General features: G+C 54.2%; 11 protein-coding genes. 7 read left to right on the top strand and 4 right to left on the bottom strand.

The features are described 5' to 3' along the window. Nucleotides 1-19: 19 nt before the first annotated feature. Nucleotides 20-661 carry a porin family protein gene (locus tag J2I48_RS26765; protein WP_207338605.1) on the bottom strand — a complete coding sequence of 214 codons (642 nt, stop codon included), beginning with the start codon at nucleotides 659-661 and terminating at the stop codon, nucleotides 20-22. A 419-nt stretch (nucleotides 662-1,080) separates the two neighbouring features. Here J2I48_RS26765 and J2I48_RS26760 point away from each other — a divergent pair, with 419 nt between their 5' ends. Both J2I48_RS26760 and J2I48_RS26755 read left to right on the top strand, forming a co-directional pair. After that, complete coding sequence (locus J2I48_RS26760; RefSeq protein WP_207338604.1) at nucleotides 1,081-1,518, top strand: response regulator; 438 nt, start codon at nucleotides 1,081-1,083, stop codon at nucleotides 1,516-1,518. A 14-nt stretch (nucleotides 1,519-1,532) separates the two neighbouring features. Beyond that, nucleotides 1,533-3,017, top strand: a complete 1,485-nt coding sequence (locus J2I48_RS26755; protein WP_207338603.1) for a hybrid sensor histidine kinase/response regulator — start codon at nucleotides 1,533-1,535, stop codon at nucleotides 3,015-3,017. A 68-nt stretch (nucleotides 3,018-3,085) separates the two neighbouring features. Here the strand turns inward: J2I48_RS26755 and J2I48_RS26750 are convergent, their stop codons facing one another. The 3 genes from J2I48_RS26750 to J2I48_RS26740 all read right to left on the bottom strand — a co-directional run bounded on the left by J2I48_RS26750 (nucleotide 3,086) and on the right by J2I48_RS26740 (nucleotide 6,935). Further along, nucleotides 3,086-3,652, bottom strand: coding sequence for a hypothetical protein (locus J2I48_RS26750; protein ID WP_207338602.1), 567 nt, complete (start codon nucleotides 3,650-3,652; stop codon nucleotides 3,086-3,088). A 62-nt stretch (nucleotides 3,653-3,714) separates the two neighbouring features. Beyond that, nucleotides 3,715-5,346: a two-component regulator propeller domain-containing protein gene (locus tag J2I48_RS26745; protein WP_207338601.1), complete on the bottom strand. Its 1,632-nt coding sequence runs from the start codon at nucleotides 5,344-5,346 to the stop codon at nucleotides 3,715-3,717. A gap of 152 nt (nucleotides 5,347-5,498) precedes the next feature. Next, entirely contained in the window at nucleotides 5,499-6,935 is a 1,437-nt protein-coding gene (locus J2I48_RS26740; protein ID WP_207338600.1) for a BamA/TamA family outer membrane protein, read from the bottom strand. 266 nt (nucleotides 6,936-7,201) lie between these two features. Here J2I48_RS26740 and J2I48_RS26735 point away from each other — a divergent pair, with 266 nt between their 5' ends. The 5 genes from J2I48_RS26735 to J2I48_RS26715 all read left to right on the top strand — a co-directional run bounded on the left by J2I48_RS26735 (nucleotide 7,202) and on the right by J2I48_RS26715 (nucleotide 14,351). Beyond that, complete coding sequence (locus J2I48_RS26735) at nucleotides 7,202-8,704, top strand: MFS transporter (protein WP_207338599.1); 1,503 nt, start codon at nucleotides 7,202-7,204, stop codon at nucleotides 8,702-8,704. Between the two features lie 131 nt (nucleotides 8,705-8,835). Then, nucleotides 8,836-9,777 carry a carbohydrate kinase family protein gene (locus J2I48_RS26730; RefSeq protein WP_207338598.1) on the top strand — a complete coding sequence of 314 codons (942 nt, stop codon included), beginning with the start codon at nucleotides 8,836-8,838 and terminating at the stop codon, nucleotides 9,775-9,777. A 7-nt stretch (nucleotides 9,778-9,784) separates the two neighbouring features. Beyond that, nucleotides 9,785-11,698, top strand: a complete 1,914-nt coding sequence (locus J2I48_RS26725) for a DUF885 domain-containing protein (protein ID WP_207338597.1) — start codon at nucleotides 9,785-9,787, stop codon at nucleotides 11,696-11,698. 154 nt (nucleotides 11,699-11,852) lie between these two features. Further along, nucleotides 11,853-12,488, top strand: coding sequence for a gluconate 2-dehydrogenase subunit 3 family protein (locus tag J2I48_RS26720; protein WP_229376820.1), 636 nt, complete (start codon nucleotides 11,853-11,855; stop codon nucleotides 12,486-12,488). A 144-nt stretch (nucleotides 12,489-12,632) separates the two neighbouring features. Continuing rightward, nucleotides 12,633-14,351 carry a GMC oxidoreductase gene (locus J2I48_RS26715; protein ID WP_207338596.1) on the top strand — a complete coding sequence of 573 codons (1,719 nt, stop codon included), beginning with the start codon at nucleotides 12,633-12,635 and terminating at the stop codon, nucleotides 14,349-14,351. Nucleotides 14,352-14,606 lie beyond the last annotated feature (255 nt).

Below are 14,606 nucleotides of genomic sequence, written 5' to 3'. Positions count from 1 at the left end.
AGACATTGAACTTGTAAACCTAGTTAAATGAGTAGCCAATGCTCAGCAGGCCTACGCCGTTGCGGGCGTTGTTGAGTACGGCTTGGGATGCGGTTGTGTTGGCAATCTTCTGTAGGCCCTGCTCATAGCGGGCACCAATCAGGAGTTGACCAAAATACACGTTAACGCCCCCTGCCAGACCATAGTCGACACGGTTGAACTGATCGGGGTTGAGGTTGACACCCACGTTACCCAGGCTACCTTCCGTCTTTACATTCGAGCTAAGCAAATAGCCTACGTAAGGACCCGCCTGAATGTCGGCGAAGTTGCCCAGTTTAATCGTAGCCAGCACTGGTAGCTCGGCGTAATTTAGGTTGAACGAATTCCGACCCGTGTTGCCAATTGCGCTGTAGCCCGACGAAGCACCTTTGTTGATATAAAGCAACTCAGGCTGGATGGCAAATGCCGACCCTATGGGTAACTGTGTAAACACACCTGCGTGGAAACCAATGCGTTCCTTTTTGTCGGTAGCATTGGCATTGTCGTAGAAAAGTGAACTAGCCGACAAACCTGCTTTGATACCCGTACGGGGGCGGGTCTGAGCGTTGGCCGTGGTGGAGTAAAGACTTAAACCAGCCGCTGCTATGGCAGCTAGTGCGCCTAATTTGATGTACTTTTTCATAGTGTAACGTTGAGTTGGATAAAGCGTAATTGAATCGCGCTTCTACATGGCGAACTGGACAATACCGTGCCATTCGTGCGCTTGATAACTTGTTTTGTTTTATAACATACTGATTATCAATATAAAAATTGTGCTTTCTTTTTTGTTTGTATAGCTAACAAACCTTGGCTGAATCGGTTTTAGTGCGTAGGGGATTCCACACTTTCGGCACAGAAACCCCCAGCGGATTCTACTACATGCAACTCAACGGCCCCATTTCCGTACCCCATTATCAGTTTCTGGATGCTCTTCCCAACGGCGCAGTTGATTGTTGGGCGGTACGTTCGGGGCGTGTCTATCCATAGGTTAACTAGTACTTTGCCAGTATCTTCGCTAATCTGCACTGTCAGTCTATTTCGTTGGTACTAACTTTTCTTTCAATGTCACAGCCTGTTACCACTATACTGATTGCCGATGATGATGCAGACGACCGGCTGTTTATGGCCGAAGCGTTGCGGCAAAATCAGTTTCGCAGTACAATCAAGTTTGTTGAAGATGGCGAAGAGCTGCTTAACTATCTGACCTACCAAAACGGATTTACGACCGAGTCGGCACCGCGGCCCAGCCTCATTCTGCTGGACCTAAACATGCCTCGCAAAGATGGCTTCGAGGCGCTATTTGAAATCAAAACGGACCCCCGCCTGTGTCAGTTGCCCGTGGTGGTGCTGTCTACGTCGTCGGCTAAAGAAGATGTAAAACGAGCCTATGGCCTGGGTGGCAATTCGTATATTACCAAACCGCAGAATTTTGACCGGCTTACTGAATTAATGGGTTCACTAAAACTATATTGGCTGGAAACCGTTCAACTGCCCGCCTGACACCACCTCACGTTATGACAACCGCTACGCCTGATCTACAGATCGATGTTATTGATAATCAGCAACTTGTGCGTGTGTTGCTGGTGGAAGATGACGAAGATGACTACATCCTGACGCGCACGCTGATGAGTGCGCCCGAAAACCGCAACCTGCGCCTGGATTGGGTAGAAGGTTATGATGAAGCCCTGGAACGGATACTGGCCAATGATTATGACGTCTATCTCGTAGACTACCGGCTGGGGCAGCGCACGGGCATTGAATTGATTCAGGAGGCTGCGCGGGCGGGGTGCCATTCGCCCATGATTCTGCTCACGGGTCAGGATGATAAATCGGTCGATTATTCGGCCATGGCCATTGGGGCAGCAGACTACCTGGTAAAGGGGCGTATTGACTCGCAACTGCTGGGGCGTAGTATTCGCTATGCCCTGCGGCAGGCCGAATCACTGGCCGAACTGCTGGAGCAGGAAAACAAATACCGGTCGCTGTTTGAGCGATCTATCGACGCCATCTTCGTAGCCGACCAGTCGATGCACTTCCGCGACGTGAACCCATCTGTTGAACAACTGCTGGGCTACACCCGCGACGAACTGCTGAAAATGAACCCCGCCCGGCTGTTCGATCAGTTCGACAAGCTGCGGGAGATGCGGTTTTCGGTCCGTGAGTTTTCGCAGATCAAAGATTTCGAGGCTGTCTTGGTGAGCAAGCAGGGCCGGAAGCGCATCTGCCTGATTTCGGTGTGGGCGGTGGAAGATGCCAACGGCAGGCCCGTCTGGTTTCAGGGTATTGTGCGCGACATTACTGAACAAAAGAAGGCGCAGCAGGAACTGATTATTGCCGAAAAGCTCACTATGACCGGCAAACTGGCCCGCAGCATTGCTCACGAGGTGCGCAACCCGCTCACCAACTTGAGCCTGGCGCTTGATCAACTGGTAGACGAACTGGGGGAGCAAAATGAAGACACGCAGCTCTATACCGACATCATCGGCCGCAACGTAGAACGCATTGGCGCCCTGATCACCGACATGCTGAACTCCTCGAAACCCCGCGAGCTAGACCGGCGGCCGCAGGACCTGAATGACATCGTGCGCGAAACGCTGGGCTTCGTTACCGACCGTATCAAGCTGAAACAGATGACGTTGGAAACGCATTTCAGCACCCAGGACTGCACTGCCAACCTCGACCGTGAACAACTGCGGATTGCGTTTACCAACATTTTTATCAACGCCGTAGAGTCGATGGAGCCGGAGCACGGCAGGCTGGTAGTGCGCACTATGTGCCTCGATGAATCGCAGGTATGCGTTATTATTGAAGATAACGGCGGGGGCATTCCTCCCGAAAACCTGCAACGTCTGTTTGACCCTTTCTTCACGGGTAAACAAAGCGGCATGGGCTTGGGCCTGACCGCCACCCAAAACATCGTGAACAGCCACAAAGGCCACATCGACGTTGACAGCCACGTGGGTATAGGCACTACGTTTAGGCTGACGTTTCCGAAGTGAGTTTACTGTCTTCTGTTGCTACGCCAGAGCGCGAAGCAACAGAAGACAGTAAACTCAAAACGCTAAACTCACTTCCCAATCCCCACTTTCCCAATCTTCAACACCAGACCATATTCTTTGGCCTTTGAGACGTCTTTGAGTGTGACGGTGCCGTTGTTCCAGGCATATAGGCCTGCTTTGGGTTGGATGGTGCCGTAGCGGGCGTTATAGTAAGCCACCAGGTCCTGCTGGTAGGTACGCACACTGGCAGGGTTGTTCAGATACAGGTCTACCCGGATGCCCGATATCTTTTCGCCTTCGATAAAATACTGATAATCAACCGATTCTAGATTGTCAAACTCCACACTGTAGCCCACGTGGCTGGCATCTTCTTCAAACGGGCGTTCGGTTTCAGGCGCTTTGGCGGCAGCGAGGGCATCACCTAGTTTTACCTGTTTCCAATCATAATTGGGCACCAGGCTCAGGCTGCTGATGCGGGCTGTGCTAACCGATGATACAGGTGCATCGGCAGTTGGCGTGGCGGTGGTCAGGGCCGAATCAATGGCCGTGCCGGTGGTGTTGGTTTCGCCCGACGGGCGCGACGTACAGGCCGCCAACAGGAGTAGGGGCAGCGCAAAAAGGAGAAGGTGTTTCATGCCCCAAAACTACGGGTAGTGCCGGGGAAAGCGAGATAGGAAGATTGGCTACCGCCAACTATTTATTTTTTTGCTACGATTTTCATAAAGAGTTTAACGTCGTCTGAAATAGTTGCATGGCCAGACTTATCAAAGAACAATCTGTGATCGATACCCCAATCTGTTCGATCAATGATCAGCGTGCCATTCACCACGACAGTTCCGTCCATTCCGTCCTTAAACTGCATTTCGGCTGGAAAAGCAACTGCTTTCGTGATGCCTTCAATGGTCAGGTTTCCTGTAACTGTTATATTTTCATCGTTAACTCTTATGCTTCCATCACTTGGGACTTTTGTATTTATATCATTCCATGTTTCAACCTTTGTAATTACGAATGTAGAAGCAGGGAATTTTTTGACATTCAAAATTCCGGGTAGTTTATTGTATGAGCGTTGACCATCAAATTTTTGTTCGATTGTATTCATGTCGGCTTCAACCGAACCGCCTACCAGATGACGGTCATCGATCAACAAGTTTCCCTTTAATAGATCAACATCCCCTTTAATGGTACCATCACTAAGTAACATAGAGCCTTCCCAATAACCAAGTAGATAAGAACCTTTCCATATTATAGTACTTTGCTTCGTATCTACAACATATTTTTTCTGACCTTCTTTATTATAAAAGTCAGTAATGATCTTTCCATCATAGCGATACACGCCGGTCGCATCGCCAAACCAGATAATGCCATCATTAGCTTCTAAAATACCCAAAAAAGATGGCCCTCCTGACATAATTTCGGTTACCGTGGGCTTATTACTATACAAGGATTTTGCATCATAACGGGAAACTGCCTGAACCGTCGGATTAGCAGGATTTACCGGACCAGTAGTCCAGATGTTTCCTTTTTTATCTTCGATTATAGCGAAAGCACCTCTTTCCGATACCTTGGTAAAAGTACTGCCGTCATAGCGCCAGAGGCCACCGGTTTGGCTTACTTTATAGCCATTATTACCGCCGAGCCAAATAACACCTTTTCTATCTTCCATTATCCCCCAAACGTTTTTAAAGGGTTCGCCTTTATGGGTTAACGTGGTAAATGTCTTACCGTCATAAACGAAGGCGTCGCCCCTTGTGCCAACCCACAATTTTCCTGCTTTATCTTCAATGATTGTGGTAATATCGTTGTTCCAATTTATTCCGTTGTAATCACGCGAGGTGTTCGGATTTTTGTAATTACGAAACGATTTTCCATCATAACGGCTTAGCCCATTTCCAGTGCCAAACCAGATATTGCCGGCTTTGTCTTCATAAACAGCCATAACCCGATTATCGGCAAGGCCCTCCTTAGTGGTGAACTGTTGAAAAGATTTACCATTGTAATAAAAAGCACCCGAATCGGTAGAAGCGAACCAACTATTTCCTCGTCGGTCTTCCAGGGCATCCCAGAATCGGTGCGGACCTATCTTACTTGTAAGATTAGTAAACGATTTTCCATCATATTGAAAAACATTACCAAATGATGCGTTGTTCGGGCCAGCAATTAAAATGGCGCCATCTTTGCCTTTTTTTATATTACGAACCATTATATTAGGCCCTATGTCTTTGATTTCTGACTTGATATTATTTCCTGATACGTTCGTCTGATTTTGTTCGCAGGAAGTGCAGAAAACAAATGCCAGGAACAAAGGATATATGTAATGGAGCTTTGTCATTTCTTTTCTTGTTTTAAGAATGTCAACAAAGCTAAAAGGCGCTATACTGTCGTCTGTTAATGACCAATAAAAGAATGTAAACGAAACGTGAAAGTTGCTTTTACAGCCTGCTGTGTATTGTTGCCTCCAGGCAGGTGGGCATAATTACCCCACTACAACTCGCGCTGGATGTTGAGGAAAAAACCCGGTTCGTGCTGAGCGTTCATTACGCCGCTGAACCGCACCACCAGGTTATAAAACGTGACTACGTCGAGGCTGGCTCCGTAGCCGTAGAGCCACCGGTTAGCCAGACGGCTCTGGTAGCGTTCGGCCACGCTGCTGCTCACGTAGCCCGCATCGCCAATGAGCGACACGTAGGCCGAGATGGGCAGGGTGTTAAACTGCTTCACGTGCAGCCAGTTCAACTGTTTTACGGTAGAAAAAAGCCGGTACCGAACGTTGTTTCTAAATAGCGCATATTGCTGACCTTCAATGACATAGAGTTCATAGCCGCGCAGCACGTCGTCGCCATTGCCTAAGCCCCGGATGTTGGCATAGGGCTGCCGGCTGGTCCAGACCGAGCGTAGCCGTACCGTCGAGGCGGCGAAGAAATCCTTGCCCAGGGGCTGATAGCGGCTTAGGCCCAGAGTAAGGTCGGTCTGGTTGAGGTTGGCGTTGGGCAACCAGCCCATGTGGGCCAGTACGCCCGTGGCCAGGGTGCCGCGCAGGGGATAGGCTACATTGTCGCGGCGGTCGTAGCGGTAACTGTAGGAAAGGGTAGCAAACTGTTGCTCGCGGCGGCCGTCCAGAAAATAGTCGGGATTGAGGCGGGCCACGGTGTCGGCAATGGTGTTGCGGCTGTAGCGGGCCTCCAACTCATGAAAGTGGTAGAAGCCGTCGCGGCGGGTAATGCCAATGCTGGTGGTCATCCGTGAGCGCAGGCTCTCCAGCACGTTAGGGCGCACGTAGATCCACTTGTCGGCTTGGGTGCGGTAGGCGATCTCGCGGTTGGTGGCGTAGTAAAAATCGGCATTGACCCCATACCGCTGCGCCTTATCGAAGTAGGGCCGGTCGTAGGAGAGGATGTATTTGTCGGTAAAGCCGGTCTGGGCCAGGGCCGTGAGCTTGTCGTTGCGGCCGGTGAAGTTTTTCCAGTCGAGGCGCAGGCCGTAGTTGGTACGGCGCAGGTCGTGGCCCCGGTCATACCACCACTCGTTGAGGTTACGGTCGGCCAGTTCAAAAATGGGCACCACAAAAATGTACCACCGTTCTTTCATGGTCACCACCACGTCGAGGGGCCGGTAGTTGAGCGCGGCGGCGGTGTCTTCCTGCGTGGTTACCTCGACCGTGACGAAGAGGTTGGTGTTGGTGATTTTACGCTGATCCCAGGCCACTTTTTGGGCCAGATCGGCCCGGTTGATGGTGTCGCCCGGCAGCAGGGCCATCTCCCGCCTGATAATCCGGTCGCTGGTGCGGGCATTACCCCGCAGCGTGACCGACCGCACTACCACCGCGTCGAGGCTACGGCTACCTCGGCTCACCACCGAGTCGGGCGGGGGCGGGGGTCCCGAAAGGAGAGCGGCCGTAAGCAGGGTGAGCAGTAAGGACATGGGTTGGGGTAAGGCGGCTAATCCGATAGGCTGGCTAGTACAGAGACATGTAAGATACACCCATAAACGAGACCAGACAACGGTACATACGCAGGAGACTAGCGAATGGGTTGCGTTGCGCTAGGTAAAGTTACGGCTATAGCAGGGCTGGATGTGGCTATGGTAGACAAACAAAATAACCCAACTCCATCGTCAAATCATGCAACAGGCTGCGTAATATTGTTGTAGTATTAACCTTACCTGCGGTTTCACCAACCAGCCAACCTATGCAGACTGACCAAGCGCCTAGTGTCGCTCAAACTACCGCCCGCCCCAACCTTTCGTTCTGGCAAATCTGGAACATGAGCTTCGGCTTCCTGGGTATCCAATACGGTTTTGGTCTGCAACAGGCCAACATGAGTCCTATTTATCGTTATCTGGGTGCCGACGAAGCCTCTATTCCAGGCCTTTGGCTGGCCGGACCACTTACGGGCCTGTTGTTGCAGCCTATCATCGGGGCGGTGTCTGACCGGAGCTGGTCGCCTACGTGGGGGCGGCGCAAACCGTTTATTCTGGTGGGTGCGCTCATGGGCAGTATTGCCATGTTGCTCATGCCCAACTCGTCGACGGTCTGGATGGCAGCAGGCCTGATGTGGATGCTCGACGCGGGCCTCAACTCGGCGATGGAGCCTTTCCGGGCCTTTGTAGGCGACATGCTCAATGAAAAGCAGCGGCCTACGGGCTTTGCCGTGCAGTCGTTTATGGTGGGTTTCGGGCAAACGCTGGCCAACTGTATGCCGTATATCTTGCCGTTTATTGGTATCTCGATGGTGGTGAGTGCCAGTGAGTTAACCAACGGTATTCCCAACTCGGTGCGCTACCCGTTCTACATTGGTGCGGCGGCCATTCTGATTGCTGTGGTCTGGACCATGCGCACCACCAAAGAATACCCACCCGTCGACGAGAGCTACAAACAGCACCCGGTTTTCACCGCCGAACAAAAGAAGTCGATTTCATTCTGGCACCTGGCGCTCACCTTGGGTGCTGCTGTGCTGGCGTTCTTCTTCGCAGCCCGCTTGGGTGGCATCAGCAATGGCCTGATCTGGGGCGTGGGTGTTATGGCGGGTGGCTACCTGGTGTTGATGCTACCCGTTTTCAAGGAAGTGCTGGCCTCACTGTCTGAGATGCCCACGGTGATGAAGCAGCTCTGGTGGGTGAAGTTTTTCACCTGGTATGGCCTGCCGCTGATGTGGCAGTACCTCTCACTGGCGGTGGCCAAATACGCGTTCGATGCGCCCGATGCGGTCTCGAACAAGGCTGGTTTTGAGGCGGGTACCAAATGGGGTGGCCTTTGCTTTGCCATGTTCAGCGTTTCCTGCGCCGTCATTTCCATCTTCATTCCCCGTATTGCCAAGGCTATTGGAAGTGCCCGCGCCACCCATGCCGTGTTTCTGTGTATCGGTGCCCTGGGCTTTTTCCTTACCCTGACATCCAACGACAAAATGATTTACCTTGTCGGCATGGGTATTATTGGCCTGGCCTGGGGGTCTATCATGTCGATGCCCTATTTGATTTTGGCCAGCGCCATTCCTAAAGAACGGATGGGCGTGTATATGGGCATTTTTAACGGCTTCATCTGCGTACCCCAATTCATCGGTATGCTCACCGTGCCCCTTTTCTACAAAACCCTCCTCGGCGACGACCCCCGCAACGCCCTTGTCCTGGCCGGCGTCTGCATGCTCCTCGCCGCCGGTTCCTGCTTCCTGGTAAAAGCACCGAAGGCAGTGTAGTTTTAGTGTCTGCGTAGGATGTACGATGTACGAATTACGAATTGTTGCTGACGCCAGAGTAATCATGCTCTCGCGTCAGCAACAAATCGTACATCGTAAATCGTAATTCGTACATCCTAAAAAAATCCCTCATGCCCACCTCTCCCAAACTCATTCTCTCTGTCGGCGAGTTGCTTGTCGATTTTATTGGTCATCACGTCTCGGCGAGTTTGTTCGATTCGCCCGATTTTCGGCGGTATCAGGGTGGTAGCCCCGCCAACATGGGTGCCAATATGGCCCGGCTGGGCAATCGCGTGGCCCTGGTGGCCTGCGTGGGCGACGACAACCTGGGCAAATACCTGGTGCAGCGCGTGGCCGAAACGGGTGTCGATACCCAGTACATCGCCACCGACCCCACCGAGCCAACCAGTATCGTGGTGGTGTCGCGCACGTCGGGAACACCCGATTTCATTGCCTACCGCACCGCCGACTGCCAGATTCGCTCTGACTACATGCCCGACTCGCTGCTGGCGCAGGCGGCTATTTTCCACACTACCTGTTTTGCGCTCAGCCGCCAACCAGCACAGCACGCCATCGTCGATGCCGCCGAACGCGCCGCAGCACTGGGTGCGCAGGTAAGCGTCGACGCCAACTACGCCCCCAGCATCTGGCCCGACCGCACGCAGGCATGGGCTGTGTTGGGTCGCTACTGCGCCACGGGGGCCTTTGTCAAGCTCAGCGAAGATGATGCCACCCGCCTCTACGGCGAACCCCAGCCTACCGAGCGCGTCCTGGCCGACCTCCACGGCATGGGGGCCAAACTGGTCTGTTTCACCCTCGGTGCCGAAGGCAGCCTGGTTTCCTTTGATGGGGGTGCCGACACCGTGCGCATCACGGGCCGCAAAGTAGACGTGGTTGATGCCACTGGCGCGGGCGATGCGTATTGGGCGGGTTTCCTCACCGCCTGGCTCGACGGGCGTACCCCCACCGACTGCGCGCAGGCCGGTGCCAATCTGGCCGCCATCAAGCTCAAACAGGCCGGCCCCATGCCTCCGTCGGTTAACCGGGCCGTGTTGTACACGGGACACCTTTAATATGGGTATGCAAAATACAGTGGCAGTAGGCGGTGGCAGTGAGCAGTGGTCTGAGGGTGTGGCTTCGCGCTCTAGGCCGGAACGCCGGACCGCCCTCAACTGCGCTCGGGGTGACAGGACAATAAGCAATCCTCTCAAACTGATTCAAGGTTGTGTCACCCCGAGCGCAGTTGAGGGCGGTCCGGCGTTCCGGCCTAGAGCGCGTAGCCACTCCAAACCAATACTCGTTGCCACCGCCTGCTGCTTACTGTTTCTCGCGGCCTGCCAGACGAAGCCCAAAGCCACCTCAGCTTATGAAACGCTGCGCGACCGGTATCTGGCGGCGTATTATGCCGGTAATCCCGAAACGGCGGTGTACCTGGGTAAGCACGAATTCGACGGCAAGCTCGACATACCCACCCCGGCGCACTGGCAGCAACAACGCGCCGAACTGGCCCATTTCGACTCGGCCTTTGCGCGATTATATACCGCGCAACTGGCTGTTGATGAGCAGATTGACTTTAGGCTGATGCAGGCACACGTGCAAAGTGAGATCAACGACATCGACAGCATCCGCGTGGCCGAAGACCCGCTCACCTACAGCGTCGATTTCAGTTCATACGTAGAGCGTACGTTTGGTACACCCGTGGGCCGGATGAAGTCGGTGACGGAAAAGGCGCAGCTCGTGCCCGACTGGGTGGCGGCGGTGCTGGAGAATATTGGCCCGCACCCCGCCCGCGAACACGTGCTGGTGGCTATTGACGCGCAAAACGGCACAGCCGATTATTTGCTGGGCGAGGTGCAGGCCGCGTTTGCCACAACGGGCACCCCTGAGCAGCAGGCCGACCTGAAAGCCGCTACTAAACAAGCCGCCGAAGCCCTGCGCGGACTGGCCAACCACCTCCAGAAAACGGTGCTGCCGCAGGCCACGGGTTCGTTTGCCATTGGGCCGGGCAACTTCCGGCGAATGCTCCTGCACAACGAACACCTCGCCGCTAACCCCGACAGCCTGCTGACCGTAGGCCTGACCAACCTCCGCCGCGAACAGACCGAATTTGCCCGGGCCGCCCGCGTCATCGACCCCACCAAAACGCCCATTCAGGTGTTTCGCCAAATGCAGCAGGAACACCCCACCGCCGACAAACTCGTGGCCAGCACAAATGCCCATTGTGAAGCCATACGGCAGTTTTTGGTCGACAAAAAGATCGTGTCGATTCCCTCGGAGGTGCGGGCTACGGTGACTAAAACGCCTGAATTTATGGTGGGCGCTACCGCCGCCATGAACACGCCGGGACCGTTTGAGGATAAAGCCGCGGCACAAGCTTATTACTACGTCACGCTGCCTAAAAAGGCCTGGTCGGCGGCCCAGCAAACGGAATGGCTGACGCAGTTTAACCGCTACGTGGCCGAGGTAATTTCTATTCATGAGGCCTATCCCGGCCATTATGTGCAGTTTTTGCACCTCAACGCCTCGCCCGTGAGCGAGGTACGGAAGGTGTTTGGCAGCTACGCCTTCGTGGAAGGCTGGGCGCACTACACCGAGCAGATGATGCTGGAAGAAGGCTTCGGCAACACCGACCCCAAGACCGCCGCCAAATACAAGATGGCGCAACTCTCGGAATCGCTGCTGCGGTACTGTCGTCTGGTGAGTGCCATCAACCTGCACACTCACGGCTGGACGGTAGCGCAGGCCACTAAATTTATGCAGGACAACTGCTATTACGAAGAAAAACCCGCCTACGAAGAAGCCCTGCGCGGCACCTACGACCCCGGCTACCTGTCCTACTCGCTGGGCAAACTGCAACTGCTGGCCCTGCGTGACGAGTACAAAAAACAAATGGGTAAATCGTTTAGCCTCATGGCCTTTCATAACCAGGTATTGGGGCAGGGCGCGCTGCCGGTCGTTGCATTACGGCGGGCGTTGATGGCTCAGCCGGAATAGGGCTTGCGGTAGTTGTCTACAGGATAAAATTCCCCGATTAACGGCTCTTTAACGTCCAATTTTAAGCCATTTGCGTCCTAATCCGGGTGCAAATGTCATACCTTTATACTAGCTTAAATCGTTTTAATCCAGTACGCTAACTAATCTTACTCCTATGAATAGACGCGATGCCCTTATGCGGGTGGCTACGCTGGTGGGTGCTACCGTAGCACTGCCCGCGCTGGGTCATTCCGCGATGGCCGATACGCTCGAAGCTTCGGCCGCACAACGGGTGGCTACCGGCAAACCCGTGCTTTTCACGGCAGATCAGGATGCCCTCGTGGCCGACCTGGCCGACGTTATCATTCCGACCACCAACACCCCCGGTGCCAAGGCGGCCAAGGTGAATGAGATCATCGACGTGGTGCTGAAAGACTGCTATAAAAAAGCTGACCAACAACGGTTTATCGACGGCCTCACCCAGACTCAGAAAATGAGTCAGGATGCCTACGGCAAAACGTTCAGCCAACTCGACGGTGCGCAACGTACCGACATCATGAAGAAGCTCGAAGCCGACGCCAAGCAGCAGAAAGCTGACATGGCGCGTGCTGTGGCTGGTCAACAGGACGTGCAGATTCCCGCCGAAAAGCGGAACGTAACGCCGTTCTTCAGCATGCTCAAAGACCTGACCCTGATGGGCTACTTCACGTCGGAGATCGGCGCGACGCAAGCCCTTGAGTACGTGGCTATCCCCGGCCGCTACGACGGTTGTGTACCCCTCAAACCCGGTCAGAAGGCCTGGGCAATCTAATGAACAATGAACAATGTATAATGTACAATGGCTCTGCCGGTCCGCCGACGCGGCTCTGATTATACTGCCGCACCGATTCGGCGAGCGGCGGATCGGCGAAGCCATTGTACATTATACATTGTTCATTATACATTCTAAAAACATATGAATCTCAATATCGACGCCCAGAAAGACATGACCTACGACGCTATCGTGGTTGGGTCGGGCATATCGGGTGGCTGGGCTGCAAAAGAACTAACCCAAAAAGGGTTGAAGGTGCTGATGCTGGAACGGGGCCGCGACATTAAACACGTGGAGGGCTACACCACGGCCACCAACAACCCATGGGAGTTTCCGCACCGGGGGCGCGTGACTACGCAGGCTGCCGAAGAGTACTGGGCTAACATGCGCACGGGCTACACCGCCAACGAAGAGTGGCGGCACCATTTCGAGAATGATTCGCTGAATCCATACATCGAAAAGCGCCCCATGGACTGGATTCGGGGGTATCACGTGGGTGGTCGGTCGCTGATGTGGGGTCGGCAGAGCTACCGCCACAACGAGGAAGACTTCATGGCCAACCTCAAAGACGGTATTGCCGTTGACTGGCCCATTCGCTACCAGGACCTGGCTCCGTGGTATACGTATGTAGAGGGGTTTGCGGGCATCAGCGGGTCGAAAGATGGCCTGAGCGTGCTGCCCGACGGTAATTACCTGCCTCCCATGCAAATGAACTGCGTGGAGAAGGAAGTGAAAGCGCGGGTGGAAAAAGCCTTTGGCAAACGCCACATTACCATGGGCCGCACCGCCCACCTCACCGACCCCAAAGCGATACATACCGAGTTAGGCCGGGCGGCGTGCCAGTTCCGCAACCAATGTATGCGCGGCTGTCCATTCGGGGCTTATTTCAGCACCCAATCGGCTACGTTGCCAGCGGCAGTAGCTACCGGTCGCCTTACGCTTCGTCCCGATTCAATCGTTGCCGAGGTGTTGTATGACGACAAAAAAGGCGTGGCCACCGGCGTTCGGGTGATTGACCAGAACACGCTGCAAACCCGCGATTATTTTGCCAAAATCATCTTCCTCAACGCGTCGGCGTTTGGCAGCACCTCGATTTTGATGAATTCGAAGTCGAGCCGGTTCCCCAACGGAATGGGCAACGACTCGGACCAACTAGGCCGCAACATCATGGACCACCATCTGGCGGTGGGTGCCTCTGGTGATTTCGAGGGCATGGAAGATCAGTACTACTACGGTCGGCGGGCCAACGGGGTCTACATTCCCCGCTACCGCAACTGGGACGGCGACAAGCGCGACTACCTCCGGGGCTTTGGTTATCAGGGCGGCGCAAGCCGCAGCGGCTGGAACCGGGGTAACGGCGTAGAAGGTTTCGGTGCCGATTTCAAAGAGTCACTCACCAAGCCCGGCCCTTGGTCGATGGGTATCGGTGGTTTCGGCGAAGTACTGCCCAACCCCGACAACCGCATGACCCTGTCGCCCGACAAGAAAGATAAGTGGGGCCTGCCGCAGATCATTTTCGATGCCGCCTACGGCGAAAACGAAAAGAAAATGCGCAAAGACATGATGAACGATGCCGTGGAAATGCTGGAAGCGGCCGGTCTGAAAAACGTGAAAGGCTACAACGACGAGAGCAAGCACCTGGGCATCGGTATTCACGAGATGGGCACCGCCCGCATGGGTCGTGACCCCAAAACGTCGGTGCTGAACAAGTGGAACCAGATTCACGCCGTGAAGAACGTGTTCGTCACCGACGGTGCCGCCATGACCTCGGCCTCGTGCGTGAACCCGTCGCTCACCTACATGGCCCTCACCGCCCGCGCCGCCGATTTCGCCGTGAAAGCGATGAAGCGGAAGGAGATTTAGAAAGGAGTAACGGAGAAAAGGAGTAATGGAAGAAGGGGTGGTTGACGCAAGTGTAATTGTGCGTTAGCCACCCTTTCGCCGTCCTGGCTTTAATAAAGCAGGAATAAATAATGGCAATTAGTTACGTTGGGTAGCTTAGGCCCAGCGGGCCGTAACGTCGGTAGCAAATAGATGATGCTAGAGTCAACTAAGCCCCAGCGGGGCGCAATGTGCGGATACGCGGGCGACAAATTGACAAGCATATAAATGATCTTT

Origin of the sequence: Fibrella aquatilis (assembly GCF_017353255.1) — a bacterium.
In the GTDB taxonomy this organism is placed as follows: domain Bacteria; phylum Bacteroidota; class Bacteroidia; order Cytophagales; family Spirosomataceae; genus Fibrella; species Fibrella aquatilis.
This window is presented reverse-complemented; position numbering and strand designations above follow the sequence as displayed.

Bases quoted from the DNA above. Each gene is read 5' to 3' on its own strand.
- J2I48_RS26765 (WP_207338605.1), bottom strand. From the start codon at position 661: ATGAAAAAGTACATCAAATTAGGCGCACTAGCTGCCATAGCAGCGGCT.
- J2I48_RS26760 (WP_207338604.1), top strand. From the start codon at position 1,081: ATGTCACAGCCTGTTACCACTATACTGATTGCCGATGATGATGCAGAC.
- J2I48_RS26755 (WP_207338603.1), top strand. From the start codon at position 1,533: ATGACAACCGCTACGCCTGATCTACAGATCGATGTTATTGATAATCAG.
- J2I48_RS26750 (WP_207338602.1), bottom strand. From the start codon at position 3,652: ATGAAACACCTTCTCCTTTTTGCGCTGCCCCTACTCCTGTTGGCGGCC.
- J2I48_RS26745 (WP_207338601.1), bottom strand. From the start codon at position 5,346: ATGACAAAGCTCCATTACATATATCCTTTGTTCCTGGCATTTGTTTTC.
- J2I48_RS26740 (WP_207338600.1), bottom strand. From the start codon at position 6,935: ATGTCCTTACTGCTCACCCTGCTTACGGCCGCTCTCCTTTCGGGACCC.
- J2I48_RS26735 (WP_207338599.1), top strand. From the start codon at position 7,202: ATGCAGACTGACCAAGCGCCTAGTGTCGCTCAAACTACCGCCCGCCCC.
- J2I48_RS26730 (WP_207338598.1), top strand. From the start codon at position 8,836: ATGCCCACCTCTCCCAAACTCATTCTCTCTGTCGGCGAGTTGCTTGTC.
- J2I48_RS26725 (WP_207338597.1), top strand. From the start codon at position 9,785: ATGCAAAATACAGTGGCAGTAGGCGGTGGCAGTGAGCAGTGGTCTGAG.
- J2I48_RS26720 (WP_229376820.1), top strand. From the start codon at position 11,853: ATGAATAGACGCGATGCCCTTATGCGGGTGGCTACGCTGGTGGGTGCT.
- J2I48_RS26715 (WP_207338596.1), top strand. From the start codon at position 12,633: ATGAATCTCAATATCGACGCCCAGAAAGACATGACCTACGACGCTATC.